The following is a 21,640-nucleotide window of genomic DNA, read 5'->3' as shown; positions in this document are numbered from 1 at the left end:
GAAGATTGATTCGACAGGGTTCCGCCCGATGGGAAGTGCTGAGGGAACGATGAGTGTCTTTGCGAAACGTCTCAAGAATGGACGTAGTTGGGTTGAAAAAGGCGCTAGTGCCATGATGACAGCGATGGTTGCGTTGATGGATAAGGTCCCTCTCCAAACACTAATTGGGCGCGTCGAAAAATGGACAGAGCCAAAGGAAGAGCGTCCTCCAAAGCACTTTGTGGAGAAGGTCGAGAGTACGATTGGGGAAGCGACACGTAACAACATCATGTATCTCAAACAAAGAGCTAATATTCCGGTTTACCGTGCGTTAAAAGACTTGAAAGGCTTTTAAAAAAAGGAAGATTCTATACAAATGAGAACCCTTAAATCCTGAATTCGCTTACACCTAAGAGGATGGAAAATATTCCTCCCACAAAAGGTTGACACAATCCATATTTAAAACTTGCTGGTTATTACTCGCGACTAATGGTTTGCCGCATCCTCCACATAAGTCTGTTCCTTGAGGGTTTTGCTGTCCACAAGAACAGCTAAGGTTATTCATTTCAATCACTCCTGCGGTTTAATACTTTCCATATACTGTGCGATCGCTTGCTCTGACATGCCTCCTGTAATGATGTTAATGATTTCCCCTTCCGCATTGATTAGAAATGTAGTCGGAAGTGGAATAACACCATAACGGTCTAATACTTGTTGTCCTTTATCCATAGGAATTGGGAACGTTAAGTTTAGTCTTTCTACAAAGCGCTGAACGGTTAATTCGGGTTCACCTACATTTACAGCAAGGATTTCAACTCCCTGGTCTTTATATATCGCATATTGATTCTCCATATACGGCATCTCACGCTCACATGGTGGACAATATGTACCCCAGAAATTTAAAAACACTCCTTGCCCCCGGTAATCTTCAAGCTCCACTTCATTGCCATCAAGATCAGTAAGAACAAAATTTGGTGCTTCATCGCCTATCCGAACAGCTGCATCCGCATCTGAAAAGAAATTAGAATAGAATGTATACCCGATCGCGACTGCCATGATGAGCAAGGTCACTGTTCGTATAAATAATCGTCTAGTTTTCATAGAACTCCTCCTTTAAACCTACAATATTTAAGAGTATAAAGAGAAATTGTGAAGGAATCATGGAGAAATGCTAAATTGGAAAATCTGTCACATCCTATTCAAATAATTACTATGGCAGAAAAAATGAGCCCCTTAATATTAAGAGGACCCATTATATTACTATTTAATATGCTTTGTCTTTTTGGTGTAGACTTTAAAGATCATATAAACGCAAGTTACTAGGAAAACGGGAATAAGAGTATATAAACAAATTGTAATAAAGGTAAGACTGAGATGACGATGTGCTTCAGGTAGAATCCAAGTTGCTGAAATCGTTAAACATATAATTCCTAATAAGATAAAAACAAAAATAACTAGCCATTCTGCTTTCTTCAATTGGCTTCATCTCACTTTAATCCGAAATTTTGGGTAGAATAATAGTGAATTCAGTTCCTTCACCAACAGTGCTCTCCACCTCAATTGTCCCATTGTGTAACTCTATTAGTTGCTTCACAATGGACAATCCAAGACCAGTACCACCGAAAGCCCTAGACCGAGACTTTTCTACTCGATAAAAACGCTCGAATATATATGGTAGCTCATCTTCTTCCATGCCAATTCCCGTGTCCCTAACCTTAATCTTAATATTTTCATCATTACTAACAGTATAAATTGTAATGGATCCTTCTTTCGTATACTTTATTGCGTTTTCAACTAAATTTATAAGAACTTGCTCCAATCTTAAAGGATCACCAAGTACTATACTGTCTTCCTTATCAGATAGTTCACATAGGTATTCTATTTTAAGGTTTTGGTCTAGAGCTTTGTATGCCGTTTTCTTTACAACAAGTTTTATAATTTCATTAATGTTCACTTTTTTATGTTCAAGATTAAAACGGCCTTCGTCCATTTGTGCTAAGTCAAATAAATCATCGACTAAATAAGTTAGTCTTGTAGCTTCATGATCAATAATTTCAAGGTATTGGTTTCTCTCTTCTTCTGTTTTCCAACGCCCTTCACGCAAAACTTTTGAGTATCCTTTTAAATAAGTCATAGGTGTGCGTAACTCATGTGATATATTGGCAAAAAACTCTCTTCTTTGTTCATTTACACGTTGTAAACTGAAAGCTAAATCATTGATAGCACGTGCCAGTGAACCTAACTCATCACCTGATTTCTGAATAGTACGTGTATTATAGTTGCCTTTAGCAATTTGTCTTGCAGCTTTTTCCATACTTACTAATGGCTGAGATAGTTTTTTGGTAATGAAATAAGTAAGTCCAATCCCTAGAAATAAAGATCCAATCGCTGAGAGTTTCAGGAAATCTTGTACTTTTTTTATGGATTGTATGATACTCTCGAGCGAAGAAAAAACAATTACATGCCCCTTTGAATTATTAACATTTATATGTGAAGCAGTCGCAATATACTTTTTCCCATCAGAATCTTCAAATGAATTAGTCATATAGTGCTGCGAATCGGCAGAATGGATAAGGTTAAGAAGGTACCCTGTGTCATGATGACTCATCGAAAAATTCGATTGAGCCCAGACCTCTCCTTGATCACTAAGTGCTAGCATTTTTTGATTCGAGATTTTCGCAGCTACTTCCACAACCTCTAATCGGTTTTCAACAGTACTATCATTAATTAAATTAGCATATTGAGAAGACAGCATATGTGTTTCTTCTTGGGCTTGACTAACATAAAACCCATAAAAAATTTGATTCATGACAAAGCCTAACGGTAATATTATCGTAATTAATAAGAGTAGAATCGTAAGGCCTAATTTAATATCAATTCGATTCATAAGTTGTACCATCTCTTTTTATACAAATTTGTATCCAACACCCCATACAGTTATTATTCGATTATTTTTTAGGCCAGCAGCATAAAGTTTTGATCGTATATTTTTCATATGAGAGTCTACAGTTCTTTGTGCTCCTACATAATCCTCTCCCCAGATTAAATAAAGAAGGTCGTCTCTCGTATACACTCGTTGTGGATTTAAAGCGAGCTTATATAAAAGCTCGAACTCTTTTGCTGTTAATTCAACCAATTCATTATTCACATAGACACTTCTATTTTCATAATAAATAGATAATCCATCTTTAAATGCTAACTTTACTTCGTCTTTCTCTGCCTCAATTGTAGTTACTCTTCTTAGCAATGCTTTTACACGCGCTATTAATTCTTCTGGTTCAAATGGTTTTGTAAGGTAATCATCTGCACCTAAATTTAACCCATCTACTCGATCTTCTAATGCCTTCCTGGCTGAGAGCATTAGTATCGGAATTGTTGAATACTCTCTTACGATTTTACATACCTCAAAACCATCAAGATCTGGCATCATAATATCTAGTATAATTAGATCATAATTATCTGGGTTATTCCGAATCTTAGTAATAGCTTCCTTACCCGTCGAAGCCTCAAATAGATCAAATCCCTCATCCTTCAAATAAATCGATAAAAGAGTTCGCATTTGAAACTCATCATCAACAATTAAAATAGTTTTGTTTTCAATCATATGTTTAACCCCTTAGTATTTAATTTGAAACGAAATGGTGAAAATTATGAAAACACGTTATCATATTAATGTTAAAATTCTATTGTAACAGGAAGTTCCCATATCGTTTCTGACAAATTTGCTCTTGAGATCATTAATAAAATTGTCTCAGGTAGTGGTTGAGCGAACTCAAATTCACCTTTCATCGTATTTAGATTTTGCTCAGTTCTAGATACCACTGGATAAATCCTCTCTCCTTCAAGCTCTATCGTTACCCCTATTCCTTTTGTTGGATGTACATCATTTAAATTTAACCTTAAATAGTTATCCTTTACATCTATATTTGTTAGTATAATTCCGTCACTCATAACATTATTTCTATTCCCATCTATTTCAAAGGTCACTAATTTTTTGTTGAAAGTTGGCTTAACGTATAACGAAAAAGATAGGAATCCTGCTAATTTTTGGTTTTCACTTTCACTTAAATAGAACTCGCGTATCATCACTTTCTCATCATTAACGAACTCTGTTTTTTGCTCCTCATTAATTTTGTAAAATTCATGACCATTAGCTAAAATGATCTGACTTGGAAAAGCAACAGCATAATCATTTTTGTTAATTCCGCCCTCCGTAATACTTTCCAGCGTTACTGTTAAGAAAAAACCATTCTCTACTTCCTCGATTTCATCTATTACCACTTTTATATAATTGTTTTCATAAATATTTTGAACGTCTTTGGTATCTGGTTGTTGACATCCAGCCAAAGTAATAAAAACGAATATCAATACTGATATTATTCTCACATTACTCCTCCTATAGCCCACATATATAAAGGGTTAACCTGTCAATTTATATTAAGTTACATTGATTTCCAATATTTTCAGAGAGTAAATATTACTAGTCGCACTATTATATTTCCCCTAGATAGAAACACTGCTTTTATTTGATATAACAATAGAAGATAAATGTGGAGAAAAGATGAAGATAAATAAATAAGATATTACCTTTTTAAAAAAAACACTGTAATTATTTAGAAACACATACTTTCTACACATTTTCTAGTTAATATCCAAAACGTAACAATTTCGATTTAAAAAAGGAGACAAGATTATGAAAATGAAGCTTACGGTTTTACTACTATTATTTTTCATCGTTATTCTTGGTGCATGTAACGCATCAAATAACGAGGAAGAATTAATAGACGGTGAAACAGAAAATACCATTACAGAAGAAGTCTTAACAGTTGTCACAACTACTTTTGTTTTAGAAGACTTTACTCGGAAAATTGGTGGAGAACATGTTGATGTGATCAATGTAGTTCCTTTGGGCGCAGATGCTCATTCGTTTGAACCGACAGCTAGACAAATGATCGAAATAATGGAAGCAGATGCGTTTGTATATAACGGAGCCGGCTTTGAAGGCTTTGTTGATGCGGTACTAAAAAGTATGGAGAAGGAGGACGTTGTAGCTCTTCAAGCTTCTAATAACATTCCTTTAAGAGAAGATGATGATGAACACGATGATGAACATGTGGATGTTCATGAAGAAGACGAACACAGTGATGAGACCTTGGATGTTCATGAAGAAGACGAACATAATGATGAGACCTTGGATGTTCATGAAGAAGACGAACATAATGATGAGACCTTGGATGTTCATGAAGAAGACGAACACTTGCACGCTGGAGTCGACCCGCATGCTTGGCTTGATCCGGTATATGCCCTGCAATACGCTAAGAATATATATGATTTACTTGTTCAATTACAACCTGAATTCGAAGAGCAATTCACAGAAAACTATACTAACTTAAAAATTGAATTAGAAAATTTACACGTTGAATTTGAAGAAATGGTTTCTACTGCTGAACGAAATCAATTTATAGTATCTCATGCTGGCTATGGATATTGGGAACAAAGGTATGGGCTTGAACAAATTGCAATATCTGGACTATCACCTACAAATGAACCGTCTCAGCGTCAAGTTGAAGAGATTCTTGAACTAGGTCAGTCTCTGAATCTTACTCATCTGTTTGTTGAACAAAATTTCACATCTAAAATTGCTGAAATGATAGCTGACGAAATTGGTGCTGACATATTATATTTACACAACCTTGAAGCAGCAACACAAGAAGATATTGATAACGGCGAGAACTATATAAGTATAATGAGAGGGAATATTGAAGCTTTAAAACAAGGTTTAAATAAGTAAGAAATTAGAATCTCATTCATTTACATTAGTAGGCAAACACATTTCAAATTGATTTGTGTTTGTTTATTTTTCACTAAAACAACTTTATAAAATCATTCTTATTATAATTCTAATTCTAGTTAAGGTTGTGAATTTCAACTTAATTCAGATAAAACGGCAGTGGTGGCATTGTAGTATCTTATAATAATATTTTGAAAATCCCTCCATAAACTCAACGTTTGTTTAGTATCGTATCATGCCCCCCAATCTACATTTTTTAATTACAATTTAAAAAATGATCGAGTCCCCCTTGCTTTAAACGTTAACTCTACAGAACAGAACATCACTATTTTATTATTAAAGTAAATTACCCGAACAATAAACCGAAAACGGCCTATCATTCGGGTAAATTTCATTTTAATGATTTTTAACTAATAGGGATTACTCTGGTGTATTTGGAATAGTTGGATCTAATGTGAAAGTTGGTTCGTATCCTTTGTAACGAACTTCTGCTACCATCCCACCGCTCGCATGATGAAATTCATGACAGTGGAACATCCAATTCCCAGGGTTATTAGCCCCGAAGACGATTTCGTATGTTTCACCAGGTTTAACGTTTAACGTATCCTTTAGAATCGGAGATCCTTGAATTGGGTTTCCATCTTTCGAAATTACGTTGAAAAACTCTCCGTGCAAATGCATTGGGTGATCGACCTCTGTATCGTTTACAATGGTAAACTTAACAATGTCACCTTCTTCTACTTCATAAATTTCATGGTCAGGAAATTGTTTGTCATTAATCGTGAAGGTCTCACCTCCATCTTCCGTTCCAAGAAGCATATCATACTCTTTTGTAATAACTCCAAGATTCTGTTCCATCGCCTGTCCATAAGTAGTTAAATCAAAAAATGAATAGTTTGAATCATTCTCTTGTAATTCCTCATCTTCATAACCATCATAAATAACAGGAATTACAGTATTAAGAGTTTTCTCATTTTCTTCAGCAAATACTTGTATTCCCCACGCTCCAGGGTTTTTCATTTCTACCTCAACTTCATAGCGTTCTGCAGGTGCAATTCGAAAAGCTGTATCATTTAAAAGTTCTGGTCCATTTACAGGTTGGCCATCATAGTGTGTAATTTTAAAAGAATGACCCGGTATAGATACTACTTGTGTGAATAGCCCTGCATTCACAAAACGAAGTTTGACTTTATTTCCTTCTTCTACTTCAATTGCTTCAATTGCAGGTGAAGCCTTACCATTTATAAGTGGTGTGTCATACATTTCATTCATCATATCTGCATGACTTAATTCACTTGCAACACCGTCCATATCACCGTGATCCATATCATTCATTTCACTCATGTCCATGTCACCGTGGTCCATTTCACTCATTTCACCCATGTCCATGTCACCATGATCCATTTCACTCATATCAGTTCCCATTGAAGACCATTCATCAATTACAATTACTTCATCTACATCATATGACTTATCAGCTGACGACTCAACAATAAAGACCCCATAAAGACCTTTCCCAACTTGCTTTGAACCATCTTGGTGCGAGTGATACCAATATGTTCCTGGTACATCGGCCTGATATTCATAAGTGAACTGTTCGCCAGGCAGTATTGCATTTTGTGTTACACCAGGAACACCATCCATCTCATTCGGAACCGGAAATCCGTGTAGATGAAGAGCAGTAGGTTCGTCTAAAGAATTGGTCACATTTAAAATTACAGTATCTCCTTCTTGAACTCTAATTTCTTGACCAGGTAAACTTCCATTATAAGTCCATGCATCATCCATGATTTCATCATTGAACATCCAGTGAGTTTCTGTAACATTTATGTCAAAAACTCTCTTTCCATCTTCTGTTGTCGCTTCCTGTGTTTGTTCTTCCTGCTGAGATTCACCATGTCCCATCGCAGAATGGTCAACAGCATCATTTGAGCAACCGGCTATAACTAAAGACAATGCCAGCGCTATACCAGCTAATCCGTATGGCTTTTTCAATGTTTATTTCCCCTTTTCCAAAAAAAATTTAATTACGTTCTCAAAAATAAGTCTAATAAAAAAGTATATAGAATTTATGAAGAAATAAAATTAAACTGCATCTTCATAAAAACGTCACACTTATTTTTCTCTGAAAAAATAAACAAAAAGCTAAATTACGCCAATCAATTTTCCTTTTTTAGAAGGATACAATTATCCTTTATTAAAAGATATATGTGAAATACATCACCTTTACACAGACCCAAAGCTCTTGTTAATTCTGTAGGAATACGAATAGAGCCTCTTTCACTCACTATCATTTTATTATCAAGAGAATGATCGGAGTTTTTTTTAATAATTAGATCTTTTAAGCCATCTGCTAATCCTACTGCAACCTCTTCTCCAGGTAAGATATTTAATTTCCTCCTAATTGAACTGGGAATGGTAATGTGCTGCTTATCCTTAAGACTACACATCAAATTACTATCAGTTAATTCTTTAACTTTTTCTTTAAAATTACTACTTATTAACATTAATCTCACCTCATTTCAATGACTATTAATAGAATAGGATTGAAATTTAAAGAAAGTGTGAAGAAGTTGCAAAAATTTTATTGGTACATTTTGTGAACTAATTTTTGCTTAAATAGTTTTTAACCAATTGACGATTCATAAGAAAACACATTACCCTTTGTACGGATAATGTGTTTTCTTTAAAACATAAATCACTTACTTAAACCTTCAATAATTACATTAATGTTTGACTCCATCATTTTTAAATAAGTATCCCCATCTGTTCCTGCTTTTCCAAGAGAATCTGTATAAACAGTGCCTACAATAGGTACACCCGTTTCTTGTGATACAGTATCCATGGTACGGCGATCTACACTTGTTTCAATAAAAAGAGATGTTATCCCTTTATCTCGCACTAGATCTATTACATCACGCATTTGTTGAGGAGAGCCTTGATTTTCAGAATTAATTTCCCAAATATACCCTGTTTCTATGTCATAGGCGGCACCAAAATATTTAAATGCCCCTTCACTTGTAATTAAAAATCGCTTATTCTCATCGATAGTCGCAATGCTTTCAATCGCTTTCTCATGCAGTTCGGATAGCTCTTGTATATATTGAGTAGCATTTTCTACATAAATACTCTCATTCTCGGGGTCTTCTTTAATTAATGCATCGCGTATATTTTCAGTATACGTAATTCCGTTACGCAAATCGAGCCAAGCATGTGGATCAGCTTCCTCTTCTAAGCCTTGGGATTCTAAAAGAATCAGTACTACTCCTTCACTCACTAGATAAACGGGTGCATCCTCATCTCCTTTTCCGGCAACTTCAATTAACTTCCTAAACCATCCGTTTCCTTCTTCTAAGTTTAACCCATTATAAAAGACAACATCTGCATCAGTTGTTTTCTTAACATCCTCTGGAAGTGGGTCATATTCGTGTGGATCTGCACCGATGGGGGTTAAATTATAAATTTCTACTATATCTCCTCCGACATTTTTTGTAATATCATAAATAATAGAATAAGTCGTGACAACCTCCAATTTTTGATTCGTACTTTCTTCTTGACCAGTCGGTTTACTACCACATGCCCCAAGTAAAAACAGTGTAAGAATTGTAGTAATAAATAATAAATTTCTCATATTTCCTCTCCCTTTTACGAATATTATTTTAGCCATTTGATTGTGTTACCAGCGCTCTATTTTTTCGAGCACGTAAAGAACGCCATAACAACCCTTGTTTAGGTAATAAGAAAAATGCCATGGCAAAAAATGTACTTGCTACAACGACAATCGTTGGTCCAGAAGCTAAATTATACGAAAAGCTAAAATAAAGACCAATTATTGAAGCAACAACGCCAAAACCAGCTGCTAGAAAAACCATAATCCCCAAGTGATTCGTCAAGAGGTAGGCAGTTGCTGCAGGTGTTATTAACATCGCTACAACTAATACAATCCCGACTGTTTGCAATGAAGCAACTGTAGCCATTGTTAAAAGGGCCATTAACAGATAATGTATGATTTTATTAGGTAAGCCATAAGCTGCTGACATAGTAGGATCAAAGGTCGTAACAAGTAACTCTTTAAAAAATAGATAGACAGATAGTAATACTATGACTGTAACAATTAAGGTCATCCACATTTCAGAGGTAGGGACAGCCAGAACATTCCCAAATAAGATATGGTATAAATCGGTGCTACTTTGCAAGAAAGTAATAACGATAATTCCCACTGCAAAAGCAGCAGTAAACATGATGCCAATCGATGTATCATCTTTAATCCGACTATTTTGACTAATATAGCCAATGGCAATCGCTGTAAGTAAACCAGTCACTACAGCACCATAAAAAATATTGATTCCTAGCATATAAGAGATCGCAACCCCTGGAAGAACAGCATGTGAAATGGCATCCCCCATTAAGGACATCCCTCTTAAAATGATAAAACAACCTATAACTCCACAAACAATCCCTACTAGAACTGATGTAAGTAATGCTCTTTGTAAAAACTCATATTGTAAAATAGACTCATAGAAAGCAATTATACTCATGATATTGTCATCCCCATTTCCTCTAAAAAGGATAATTGTCCATGGTAAGCTTTCGAAATTATCTCTGGTCGACATACCTCGTGTACCGATCCATATTTGATTAGTTCTTTATTTAGTAACAACAACTCATCAAAATACGCACCTGCTTTACTTAAATCATGATGGACAATGAAAACGGTTTTTCCTTCATCTCGCTGTTCACGCAAAATGTTAATAATGGTTTCCTCACTTGTCACATCGATCCCGACAAATGGTTCATCAAGAAAAAACAATTCTGGATTTTGAGCTAACGCCCTAGCAACGAATACTCGTTGCTGTTGCCCACCCGATAACTCTCCAATTTGACGCTGACTATACTCTTTCATCCCAACTTTTTTTAAACATTCATAGGCCCATTCTCTTTCTCTTTTCTTTGGTCGTTTAAACAAGCCAAGTTTCGGATATGTTCCGATCAAGACTGTATCAATCACTGTAATAGGGAAGTCCCAGTCAATAGTGCTACGTTGAGGGACATAGGCAATTTTCTCCCGCATTTCCTGAATCGATTTACCTGCGATGTTTATTTCACCCTTATCTTTTGGGATCAAATGCAACAGTGATTTTAATAAAGTTGACTTTCCCGCCCCATTTGGACCGATGATTCCAACAATTTCCCCCTTTTTTTGTGGAGAATGATATATTTCTTAACACTTCTTTTCCGTGATAGGAAACATGTAAATTCTGAATTAATAATATGTCGTCCAACGTTTTTCACTCCTTTTAGTTGTTTGATGATTTGCATATAACTTACAAACTTTCACTAAGGCAACTTTTTGCCAAAAATAAAAGGTTCTACAAGAACACCTCTAATAAATTAATTTATGTATTTGCATTAACGAAATAAACTTGTACTTGTAAATTTATTTTTCCCTAGTGCAACTTTAATACCATTATATTCACTCTATTTCTAATTTACAACCTAAATATTCTGTTTATGATTGTCTATTTTAAAATAAGTCTGCAAAAAAAAGAGTCGAATCGTAGTTACTATGCGATCTGACTCTTTTTTTGCACACTTATTCTCTTTCTACTAGAATAAACCTTGAAAATTTGATCTTTTGCTACCTGTTATAACTCCTCTTTTCCGCCGGCTAGACAAGTACACTATTGAATCGTAGAAAATATTCCAGTTCAAGTAAGAAGTATGATTGGTTCCAAAATGCATAAAGTCAGCCTCAGTTTCCACTTGCAAAACTATTTATATTCTATCTATAGCATCTTTTAAAGGGTGTTTATTTATTTCTTCAGTTGTATTACTAACTCTAGTAGTTGTTTTTGATGGGCAGATTTTTTGATAATCTATATTTATAGTTGCACGTTCCCCCCATGAATGGAATACAAAAGGCCCTCCTTTGACAATAGGAACCTCTATGATAAAGGGTTCTATATAATCACCATGAGTAACCAGATCCGGTATATCAGCTTTCCCTAAACTAAGTTGTTCCAGTATATAATTAAAGTAGTTAATAGCTAAATAATAAACTAAACGTTTTAGGAGTTTAATAAATTCTTGAACATTATCTAGGTCGGTAATTTCAAACATACTATTAAGGTCATCAGTTAATAAATACAGAAATTCTCTATCTACATGATTAGCATAGTCAAGTCGCCTTTTGTATAAGCGATCTGAATATGATTGTGAATTATCTACATCATAGATCTGATCAAAACCTTGGATTGCGTATCGCCATTGGAGATATGCTTTAGCAATAGGGCAACAATTTCTCGAATGTAAATTTTTTTTCATACGGATTAGGCAATGTTTATGCTTTGAATAAATCTCTTTTCTTAATTTTCTAGCCGTACAGTTTATTATTGTCTTGGTCTCTTGAAAAATGATTTCGTTATATTTGATTCCGAATCCATAATATTTTAATGAAGATTGATTAGTTTTGATAGGGAAATTAAGTGCATTTAATTTCTTAACTGTAGTATGGTTCTCCCTTAGATCCTTTGTATGGATAAAATTGTTCTTAATGTTCTTGGAAGTTTTCAATAAATTTTTAATCATTGTATAGCTATTATCATTGGTTTCTTTTTTATCTACAAAAAACAAGGATGAGGTTATAATTTTTTTCTCAACAGGTGGAAGTAACATCCACTCTTTTAATTCAGTATATTTTATTTTATGTAAAGTTGGTTGATACCACTTCGGGCGATACGGATTGATGAAATTACTAAAGGTATTCCCGCAGTTACACTGAAAGGAATTAAGCTTGTTCCTAAAGTTAATTCGATATTGTAGATTATTTTCCGAATTGCCACAGCAAATTGTAGATGACTTAACTAAGGGGATTTGGTGAAAGGGACATATATTAATTAATTTAAACTGGTGCAATAAGCTATGAAACCCTTGCGTAATACATTGAGGACAAAAATAAAGTTGAGGATAAAAATATTTTAATAGATTATTTTTTCCATCATAAATTGGATCAGTCAGAAGATTAATCATTGATTGGTTATGCTCAGATAAAGAAAAGCTAAATATTTGTTTGAAATTCATATCATCTATGCCTTCTAAGGTGAAAAGATCACTAAACCTGGCATTGATATTTGACTTTACTGGTCTTACGTATTCTGTACCTATTAAACCTAATAAGTCACTAGTTGAAAGTGCATTAGCATATTTAATTTTTTCAATTATTGTCCATGGTGAATCAAATGGACATACCCACTTACTATTCCAAGTGATTTCCCCTATAAAACGTCTCAATATTGTGCCCTCCAAACTTATAATTAAATAAGGTCATGGTTATTCTTCTACTAGTATTGACAAGAAATTCTATTAATATAAGAAAATATACATAAATAGTTGATTTTTGATTACAGCCACAAGAATGTACCATCTCTGCCATGTTTTTTACCAGCACTTGCCACGAAATTTACCGCTTATGTCAACATGTTTACCAATAGAAGAACGTCAACGATTTCAAGTGAAAAAGCCTAATTCCTCCATATCTTTAACGAGGAATTAGGCTTTGGTCTTCCGCAATCGCGCCAATTGTGGAATATCAATTTTTTCTTTAATAGTATCGTTGTACGCAATAAACAGATCTATTGTATTGTGCTGGTCGAACCAGGCACTTTTAAACCTTCATATTTTTCGCTAGTGATTTCGACACTTCGGGTACTGACCAACATTAATAACTAGATACAAATAGGTATTCTATTCTTCTTCAGGTGACATATCTATTTCCATCAATACAAAACCGCTTTGATGTTCCTTTAATTTCTCCCAAAAGGTTTTCATTACAGTTGAATAGGTTTCAAAACATATTTTATCAACAGATAATACTTCTTCCATGTTGGTTGTGCGGTACAAATTCATCAGTTTAGTATCACTTACTTTTTCAAAATATTCAGGTCGAATTTTGTATAATGCTTTAGCTGAATTTCCACTACCGTGCTTATATGTATTGGAAATTAAGTTACATTCACGAATCAAATTCCATATTTCCGTTTGAACAATAGGTATATCTTTGCCCTTATCTTCAACATCATTAAAGAATATTTCCCATTCAGACATTTCTCCAGTTTCAGAAGCTTGCATTGGAAAAGTTAGGTTCATTTCTTTTAACAGGTTGGTCAATATTCGAAAATTGTTATAAAATCCACTGTAAGTATCTTCTTCATACTTTAAAACGAATTTAATTTGATTTGTATATTCATTTTGGCTGTGTGTCATTTCTTCAAATAACCACTTTCTCAACTGCTGTTCGAAGACTTGGTACAAATTACTCAATGACATCAATTTAAATTGATAGTGCATTAAGGATTGTTCTTGCACACGTTCAACAACATATTCCTGTAACTGTTCATAGTAATCGCTTGGGTCAGCATATTCAGAACAGTATTGATTGTGAATAGTTGCATTTGCTTCTTTCAAGTGCACATCATAGATTTTTTTAGGGTTTTCTTTGATATCCTTATAAATTGCTTCATACGTACGATTATACGTTTGTAACAACACATCATATATACGTGTATTCGATTCTCTTATATATGGGTTTAAGTATAGATGAAATAAGACTTTTTGCTTTTCAATATTTTGTTTTTTTCTTCCCATTTAAACTCACTACCTTTCAAGAAAGCGATTTATTCTTTGAATTCTGACCCTCTTAGATAATTTACACTATTAGTGTTTTAAAAGAGAACAATTTATTGCACAGTATAAAGTCTACTACGAAATACTAGAGTTAATCTGGACTGTTTGCAGAAGTCTGACCTTATTGAGAATTAATCATTTTTTTATATCTTTTATCACCAGAAGGATTGCAGTGGTAAACAGTCTGTCATTTTTGGTACACTTTTTTGTCATTTGGTGGTGAATGCTATGTCAGAGGTGGTACATTTCAATGGCTGTAATCAATTTTTCACTAAAACCTCTATAAGGAAATTTCCTGTGATACAGATAAAATAAAAAATTCGCCAGAACAATAAATTCTGACGATTTTATGCAGATCATTTCATGTCAACTTCTTTATTGTAAAAGTTTCTAGGGATACTAAGTTTGGATTGTCTTAACTCCTTTTCTGAAATTCTTTTTTTACTCTGTGATGGAAATGGACATAAAAGTGTTGAATATTTATTTGTTTTTTCCCACCAATGAAATTCAATCGGTTCTTCTGTGTCTTTTGATGGGAATATGACTGTGAAAAAAGCCAGATCTTTATAGATGTACTGTCTAAAATTAGCCTCTTCTCTTGCTTCACTATATTTTGTTGAGATACGTAACCAATTCATATAATGGTTTGACAATAAAGCACTAATAATTTTATTGATAATCCAATTCAAACCCACAAGCTCTTTATCTCGAACATAGTCATAATAATCGATCCATTCATCAACAAATGATTTAATGAAGTCTCGATCTAAACCAGAAGCAACATCCAGATCATAAGGATATTTTCTATTTGCATGACCATACCTATCAACTTCATAAAAATGATCAATTTCATCAATTGATTTTCTCCAGAATACATATGCATAAGCGTGAGGACAAATTGGTGGGAATGACTTGTTCTCTTCTTTTAATAAACGAACTAATCGCTTAACACATGTTCTATGCTCTGGATAGATTGTATTCCTAATGTGACGAGCGAACGCTTTAACTGTTTTTTGTGAGTTATTATAAATATAGTCGTAGTGTTGTTGGTATTTAGCGTTATTGTTTAAAAGTGTCCAGGAATCCACGACATCATTAATTTGGCTGTTCTTTAATAAATAATTTTCATTCTGTAGTTCGTTTTCGTTTATGTCAATTTTTAGCGAATTAATATAGTTCGAGGTTTCTATTTTATGATGAGTATATTCCTTAGAGATTTTAAAATCACTATCGACCACTGAAATCAATTTTTCTAATACCTCTGAATCATCTTCCAAGTCAATTCCAGAAAAGAACCTACATTTATTTAGTCTGTTGATTTGACTCTGATCAAGATTCAACCAAGCATTCAATGCTTGAGATTGAATATCAGCTATTGGTTTTTTCCATGAAAAAGTTGGATTTGGTGTAGTTTCAGATGTTAACCAACCGTTCCCACACTTACAAAGGAATGGTCCATCAGTATATTGATCAGAGAGCAAATACGGTATTGGATTACGACAATAAGGACAACCTTGAATTAATGGCAGCTTATGAAACGGACAAAAATGAATTAATTTGGATTGGAAAAATAAACTGTGGTAGCCAGTCTTTAAACAATCAATACAAAAAAATAAGTCATCTCTAAAATAGTAACTAGAACTTTTATTAAAGTTATAGAAGCATTGAAATAACTTTTGCAATAAATGATTATTATGTTGGTGCAATGAAAATCCTAAGAATCGTTCAACTATATCTTCATCTAAACCATTTAAATGTATTAATTGTCGGTGTGTTTTTCCGAAACTCTTTAAATTTCTAACTTTCTCTACTCCAAATAATCGCAATATATCATTTGCATCAATAAAGTTGGTGAATTTTAGTTTTTCAAATATCCCCCATGGTGATTCATAAGAGTTAAACCAATCATTGTTCCAGTTTAACGTAGCATTTCTTTTATTTTTAGGAACTTCATGTTGTAAATTCAAATGGAGTTATTCCTTTCAATATTGTAACGAAAAACAATTTAACTTTTAACCAAAAATAACGTTGGTTTCCGCTTCTATATAACCTGAGTTTTCAACTGCTTCTTCAAAATGCTCATCACTTAATCCTTCTAAATTTTCTCCTTCAACACCAAATTCTCTTAACAGGTATTCTATTGTTAAAGTAATATATTGCATTGGAATTTCTATTTTGGATCTTATTCCTGCAGCTTTTCTTAATTGCATAAAAGCTTCAAAGATTGAGTCGGTAAAATTTTTCAAACGAAATCCATTTAAATAAGCAGTAGGAAAATAATATCTAGTCATAGTCCATGTTGTATCTTGTGGATATGAATATTTGTCGTAACCTTCTAGTATTTCTTCTAGATCACCTTTGGTTTTCACTCCGCTAAATTGATGTTGATGTACCATAAAACGTCCAATGATTTGTTGTTTCCCTTCGGCTCCAAATGAAGATCTGCGATTTACTAATTCATCTTGCCCTACTAAAAAGACGGTCAAGCTGATTCCTACTCTATCTAAATCATTATAAATATCCATTAGCCAGCCATATTGCATGTCAACTAATCTTTGAGCATCATCTATAAAGAAGACGATTCTCCTCTTACCTGATTGATTTGCTCGTTCAATTAAAAACCAGAGTAGACGTTGGCGCTTTTTATCTGCCTTGCCTGAAAAGGGAACCGCGTGGCCGATGTCTAGTAAAATATCTTGAAAGAAGATATTTTCGTTAGCATTTTTATATTCTCTAGACAAAAGAAAGTAAATTGGTATATTATCAAATTCTTCAGGGAGGATACGCATTAAATATTCTAATGCACGGGTTTTGCCTAATCGTGGTCTTCCATGGATGATAACACCCGTTGACCGATTAGTAAGACATTGAACAACTTTTTTATATAAATGATCAATTTCATTTGTTCCAATTAGATAACGGCCTGTTTCTATTGGGTGAGTCCCTTTTGGAAATAATGGTCTTGTTTCTGGTAATGCTTCACTTTTAACTATAGGATGCATCTTATCACCTACTTTCTAAAATTAATAAAATATAGTTTTTCTGATTTTTTTTATCTCTGATCCTTTTGACTTTTTTTTCTTTTCTCTGAGTTGTTTCTTCTGATTGAACTCATCATTTGTCTCAATAACATCATTTTCTTTTAATTCATTAGAATTTGAATAGAAAGTTGTCTCACGAATACTTTTTTCTAGAGCAGCTAATTTATTTCTAGTTTTTTTATTTAATTTTGCATTTTCTAATAAAAAGTTATGATATATTTGGACAGCATCATCCTGGTTTGTAAAATGCATTAGTTTTCTATGGCGCATTTTAAAAATCTCTTGCCTTACAAGCAAAGTATGTGGAGTTATTCCCCATTTCCCTGACGCTTTTAAAAGTCCTAATTCTGAACCATCAGGATAAAATGCTTTTATTACACGAAGATCATCTGTATTAACTACTAAATCTAACTTCATCCCAATTAAACCATAAGAATTTGATAAAATTGGGTTGGTGTATCGGACATTTTCATATTGTATATATGGCCGACGTTTATCTTTGACATTGCCATTGATTGTTCGCTGCGCATGAAGAGTCATAAAGGCTGCCTCGCTTCTTTTTTCTATAGATATTTGATCAATAATCATAGGGTTTTGTTCAACCTTTTCTTTCATAATTTCTAGAGGAGAAAGGAAACTAATCCCTTCATGTGGCGTTCCATTATATTGAGCTATTAAGACCTCAGTAAGTTCCTCTATGTGCTCAGGTGAAATTCGATACTTAATCGCTTGTTTGGCCGCATCTTTCCGACGAGAATCGTTAGGGTTGCTACCTGTTGTATTGGGTAATAGATGAAAACCATTTTCTTCCAAAATTCCATAGAACCGTTCTTGAATGCTTCTTCTCAAAGGTGATTCAACTGGTCCAGCATTTATTGCACATCCCACAACGTTTTTCAATCTGTCTTGCACTATTGTTGAAAGATTAGATCGAGCATTATCATAAAATATTTCTCCCCATACTGCCCATTGAGTTTCTGGAATAACCGCTGATGGAAATCCTCCATCTTTAGGATATTCAAGTCCAGAAATCGTAAAAGTTTTAGGTTGCCACGGAACAATCGCATTTCTAATACACCTTAAAACATCTGAAGAATTGTATTCTTTATTAAAACTAATATGATAACCAAGAATATTTCTTGTAGCCACATCCATAACAGTTAAGAGCCAGATTCTATTAATTTCTTTGACTACTTCTACTTCTTCAGGTGTATTTATTACAATAGCAAGGCTTAAATCTAGTTTGTGGCCATCAAATTGAACACGTTCAAACGGTCTATTTATTAAAGATATTTGATTTGTTGATTCATAAATTGGAACTGATCTAAAATTCAATTCCTTAACATATCTGTAAAGGCTTCTTCTTCCTTGTTCAGAAGTATTAAAAGGATAATGAGGTGGCGCGATACCTAATTCACGACACTTTATTATAAATTTCTTATGGATATGTTTTGTTCTGGTATTAAGCTCAGATGCTGCCTTATTTTTTTGTTTAAAAACATGTCGATCTATTAATTCTCGTAGGTCAGGATATGTTTCCAATAACAGTTGAAATGCACCATTGTTATTATCTTGTTTTGATTTAGGTAATGATTGTCGGTTGTAGGAATCAATACGCTTGTGGGGAATTAACGCTCTAAATCCCCACAGAACCCCTTGTTGATCAAACTTCAAACACTTTTTTAAAAAAATACTTATTTGTGATCTATTAATTCCAGTTTCCTTATGAATTTGTGTATGTGTCTTGCTTTCAAAATACATGAGGATTGCTTTTTTTCTTTTTAAAAAAGTGGATTGATCTTCATCTGATAAACTTTCAATCCGAACGTCTGGCCATTTAGTAAGATCCAGTAGTTCTTTATCAACATTTTCGTTTTCAATTATCCTTCGTTTGGTCATTCAACCACACCTCTGTTTCAAGTGATATTTTTTTTTCGTACATATTCGAAGATATGTCGCCTTTATAAATAAGCCAAAATAAAGCTTCTTTTGTACGAGGTAAAGAGATACTTGCATTCATGTTTTCAATTATTTGTTTTATTGATGTTCTCTTACTTGTCACTTCATGAAGAAGTTTCCTTAAATCTATATCTATTGGTTGCTTTCTATTACACAAAGTCGTAATGATCTGCTTTCTATTAGAAAGAGCAATAGGGTTTTGTCTAATATCTAATTCAGAAATACATATATATTCAAATCCATTTTTTTCACAATAGAGTTTTTCAAGTGCTCTTAATGGGGAATCTTGTTTACTAGAATATAGAATCTTAACTAAAGTCTTTTTCCCGTCTCTCTTTTTTAGGTACATATCAAATTGTGTTTTTTTCCTTTTACCTTCTAGAACCCCATCTATAATTATGGGCCTTTCGCAAAATTCTGAAATATCTGGATCTGTTTCTACTTGTAGCCAATACTCATACTGTAGATCACCAAAAAAATCAACTTCCCTCATTAATTTGAGACTGTATCCTACCCAATAATTACTATAAAATTGATCACTTCTTTTTATAGGAATGGGCTTAAACAAATTATCACCTCTTTTAATTAATCGTAGGTATAATATAGACCTACTAATATGTTTTCCAATTTGCTAGAAAAAAATACTAGTTTAAGTATAAAACTATGAAAACTGTAAATAAATTGATAGTGTGAGGAATATTGAATCAATAATGTTAATTTTAAAAATGTCACTTATTATATACATTAGAAGCCGATCTATAATATCGGTAATGAGGATATTCTACAATGGTTTAGTTACTTTGCACACTGCTTTCAATAAAATGGAAACAATTACATCAATTTTATGAGGAGAAGTAATTATGGAGCACATTGGGGAAAGAATAAAAAAAACAAGACACGCAGCAAAACTAAAGCAAAAGGAATTTGCGCAAACGATTCGTATGTCCCAGGGGTCTTTAAGTGATTTAGAAATTGGAAGAAATAAACCCTCAATTGAAACTTTAGTTGGTATTAGTGAACTATATAATGTAACAATTGACTGGTTAATTAAGGGAACAGGTAATAAAAAAAAATGCTTACCAAATGATTCTGAAATTCCAGTACAAATAATAATAAGCCGGTTATTGCAGTCACTTTATACTGAGCAAGAAAAATTAAGTAAAGAATTTAACATACCAATGACTTACTTACAGAAATTATTTAATCATGAGATGAATAACCGATTTCTTGGTACTTTAACAGTAAATGAAACAGAATTATTAAATATTTATAGAGATCTTCCTGTTAAAGATCAGAATGAACTTAGAGAATTTGCTAAAATAAAGAAGAATTACTTTTAAAGTGATTTATGCGGAAAAGGAGTGAGCAAGTTGGATCAAGCTATCAGTATAGATGAATTTCAAAAAAAGCTAAAACGTTATGAGGGACACTCACCTATTTTTTATAGGGGCCAATTAAAAAGATTTCCAGATATAAGCTCTAGTATTTCCAGAGATATTGGATATATGTCTAATGAACATAACATATATCAAGAAGCTATTCACCTTAAAAGTGATGAGTTTAAAAAGTATTCAACACCACTTGAGCACTTAGCTAAAATGCAACATTATGAAATTCCTACAAGATTAATTGATGTTACGATAAACCCCTTATATGCATTGTTTTTTGCTGTTGAGGATGTTGAAGATGAAAGCCCTGGCCTTGTTTACATCTTTATTCAACAACCAAAGGAATTGAATAGTAAAGAGATTCAACTTCTAAGTCTACTTGCAACTATAGAAGACTTACAGATTGGTCATATCCAACACCTATATGAGCAAACTTTTCATGAACAAATTGAACACCATGAAATCTTACAAATTGTTAACGGTTCTTATTTTGTGCCTTATACTGCAAAATTACAAGAAGCCAATACCCGTTTATTTAATCAACAAGGAACGTTCGTGATTTGTGGTAATTTAGTATCAGAAGGAGAGATTCAAAAGGATTTATTAACGCTCAATTCTATTAAACCATCCCTTATAATCTCAATTCCTTATGAGTATAAAGAAACAATTAAGAAAGAATTAGATGCTACACACAATATTAATAAAGCTACTGTTTATCCGGAACTACCTTCAGTTGCTAAATATTTAAAAGAAAAATATAAAGAAATTAATTTATCATTGGATGGTACCTACAGTATTAC

General features: G+C 33.4%; 19 protein-coding genes and 1 pseudogene. 4 read left to right on the top strand and 16 right to left on the bottom strand.

Annotated features, from left to right (window positions below; all coding sequences use genetic code 11):
• Window positions 1-334 (top strand): UPF0236 family transposase-like protein (locus BALCAV_RS16150; protein ID WP_200880900.1); only part of this gene is annotated, 334 nt, incomplete at its 5' end.
• Window positions 335-388: 54 nt separating this feature from the next.
• Here the strand turns inward: BALCAV_RS16150 and BALCAV_RS22405 are convergent.
• The 5 genes from BALCAV_RS22405 to BALCAV_RS16130 form a co-directional block, all read right to left on the bottom strand.
• Window positions 389-544: a hypothetical protein gene (locus BALCAV_RS22405; RefSeq protein ID WP_160173430.1), complete on the bottom strand. Its 156-nt coding sequence runs from the start codon at window positions 542-544 to the stop codon at window positions 389-391.
• Between the two features lie 5 nt (window positions 545-549).
• On the bottom strand, window positions 550-1,080 hold the full coding sequence (resA, locus tag BALCAV_RS16145) for a thiol-disulfide oxidoreductase ResA (RefSeq protein WP_003324864.1): 531 nt from the start codon (window positions 1,078-1,080) through the stop codon (window positions 550-552).
• Window positions 1,081-1,471: 391 nt separating this feature from the next.
• Complete coding sequence (locus BALCAV_RS16140; protein WP_003322879.1) at window positions 1,472-2,866, bottom strand: sensor histidine kinase; 1,395 nt, start codon at window positions 2,864-2,866, stop codon at window positions 1,472-1,474.
• 18 nt (window positions 2,867-2,884) lie between these two features.
• Entirely contained in the window at window positions 2,885-3,583 is a 699-nt protein-coding gene (locus BALCAV_RS16135; protein WP_003322880.1) for a response regulator transcription factor, read from the bottom strand.
• 71 nt (window positions 3,584-3,654) lie between these two features.
• Window positions 3,655-4,365 (bottom strand): hypothetical protein, encoded by a 711-nt coding sequence (locus BALCAV_RS16130; protein ID WP_003322881.1) that lies wholly within the window; start codon window positions 4,363-4,365, stop codon window positions 3,655-3,657.
• A gap of 307 nt (window positions 4,366-4,672) precedes the next feature.
• Between BALCAV_RS16130 and BALCAV_RS16125 the strand changes: the two genes are divergently transcribed.
• Window positions 4,673-5,770, top strand: coding sequence for a metal ABC transporter solute-binding protein, Zn/Mn family (locus BALCAV_RS16125; protein WP_040324130.1), 1,098 nt, complete (start codon window positions 4,673-4,675; stop codon window positions 5,768-5,770).
• Window positions 5,771-6,190: 420 nt separating this feature from the next.
• On the opposite strand, the gene BALCAV_RS16120 is transcribed toward BALCAV_RS16125, so the two are convergent.
• From BALCAV_RS16120 to BALCAV_RS16070, 11 genes and pseudogenes are all read right to left on the bottom strand, one after another.
• Window positions 6,191-7,765 carry a multicopper oxidase family protein gene (locus tag BALCAV_RS16120; protein WP_003322883.1) on the bottom strand — a complete coding sequence of 525 codons (1,575 nt, stop codon included), beginning with the start codon at window positions 7,763-7,765 and terminating at the stop codon, window positions 6,191-6,193.
• Window positions 7,766-7,929: 164 nt separating this feature from the next.
• Window positions 7,930-8,277: an AbrB/MazE/SpoVT family DNA-binding domain-containing protein gene (locus tag BALCAV_RS16115; protein WP_003322885.1), complete on the bottom strand. Its 348-nt coding sequence runs from the start codon at window positions 8,275-8,277 to the stop codon at window positions 7,930-7,932.
• Between the two features lie 191 nt (window positions 8,278-8,468).
• The gene (locus BALCAV_RS16110) at window positions 8,469-9,401 is read right to left on the bottom strand and encodes a metal ABC transporter substrate-binding protein (protein WP_003322886.1); all 933 of its coding nucleotides are present in this window, start codon (window positions 9,399-9,401) and stop codon (window positions 8,469-8,471) included.
• A gap of 28 nt (window positions 9,402-9,429) precedes the next feature.
• Complete coding sequence (locus tag BALCAV_RS16105; protein WP_003322887.1) at window positions 9,430-10,308, bottom strand: metal ABC transporter permease; 879 nt, start codon at window positions 10,306-10,308, stop codon at window positions 9,430-9,432.
• Window positions 10,305-11,052, bottom strand: a pseudogene (locus BALCAV_RS16100) (metal ABC transporter ATP-binding protein). Before BALCAV_RS16100 ends, BALCAV_RS16105 begins: the two are co-directional and overlap by 4 nt.
• A 493-nt stretch (window positions 11,053-11,545) precedes the next feature.
• Window positions 11,546-13,060, bottom strand: a complete 1,515-nt coding sequence (locus BALCAV_RS22855; RefSeq protein ID WP_003322890.1) for a ligand-gated ion channel — start codon at window positions 13,058-13,060, stop codon at window positions 11,546-11,548.
• 453 nt (window positions 13,061-13,513) lie between these two features.
• Window positions 13,514-14,413: a hypothetical protein gene (locus BALCAV_RS16090; RefSeq protein WP_003322891.1), complete on the bottom strand. Its 900-nt coding sequence runs from the start codon at window positions 14,411-14,413 to the stop codon at window positions 13,514-13,516.
• Between the two features lie 395 nt (window positions 14,414-14,808).
• Window positions 14,809-16,419 (bottom strand): hypothetical protein, encoded by a 1,611-nt coding sequence (locus BALCAV_RS16085; protein ID WP_040324129.1) that lies wholly within the window; start codon window positions 16,417-16,419, stop codon window positions 14,809-14,811.
• 45 nt (window positions 16,420-16,464) lie between these two features.
• The gene (locus BALCAV_RS16080; protein WP_003322892.1) at window positions 16,465-17,454 is read right to left on the bottom strand and encodes an ATP-binding protein; all 990 of its coding nucleotides are present in this window, start codon (window positions 17,452-17,454) and stop codon (window positions 16,465-16,467) included.
• Window positions 17,455-17,475: 21 nt separating this feature from the next.
• The gene (locus BALCAV_RS16075) at window positions 17,476-19,392 is read right to left on the bottom strand and encodes a hypothetical protein (RefSeq protein WP_003322893.1); all 1,917 of its coding nucleotides are present in this window, start codon (window positions 19,390-19,392) and stop codon (window positions 17,476-17,478) included.
• Window positions 19,370-20,020, bottom strand: coding sequence for a PDDEXK family nuclease (locus BALCAV_RS16070; RefSeq protein WP_003322895.1), 651 nt, complete (start codon window positions 20,018-20,020; stop codon window positions 19,370-19,372). Before BALCAV_RS16070 ends, BALCAV_RS16075 begins: the two co-directional genes overlap by 23 nt.
• A 292-nt stretch (window positions 20,021-20,312) precedes the next feature.
• Between BALCAV_RS16070 and BALCAV_RS21290 the strand changes: the two genes are divergently transcribed.
• Together BALCAV_RS21290 and BALCAV_RS16060 are read left to right on the top strand one after the other, a co-directional pair.
• Window positions 20,313-20,792: a helix-turn-helix domain-containing protein gene (locus tag BALCAV_RS21290; RefSeq protein ID WP_003322896.1), complete on the top strand. Its 480-nt coding sequence runs from the start codon at window positions 20,313-20,315 to the stop codon at window positions 20,790-20,792.
• 30 nt (window positions 20,793-20,822) lie between these two features.
• The coding region (locus BALCAV_RS16060) for an FRG domain-containing protein (protein ID WP_040324128.1) at window positions 20,823-21,640 on the top strand (818 nt) is incomplete at its 3' end.

It is taken from the genome of Alkalihalobacillus alcalophilus ATCC 27647 = CGMCC 1.3604 (assembly GCF_000292245.2).
Taxonomy (GTDB): domain Bacteria; phylum Bacillota; class Bacilli; order Bacillales; family Bacillaceae_D; genus Alkalihalobacillus; species Alkalihalobacillus alcalophilus.
This window is presented reverse-complemented; position numbering and strand designations above follow the sequence as displayed.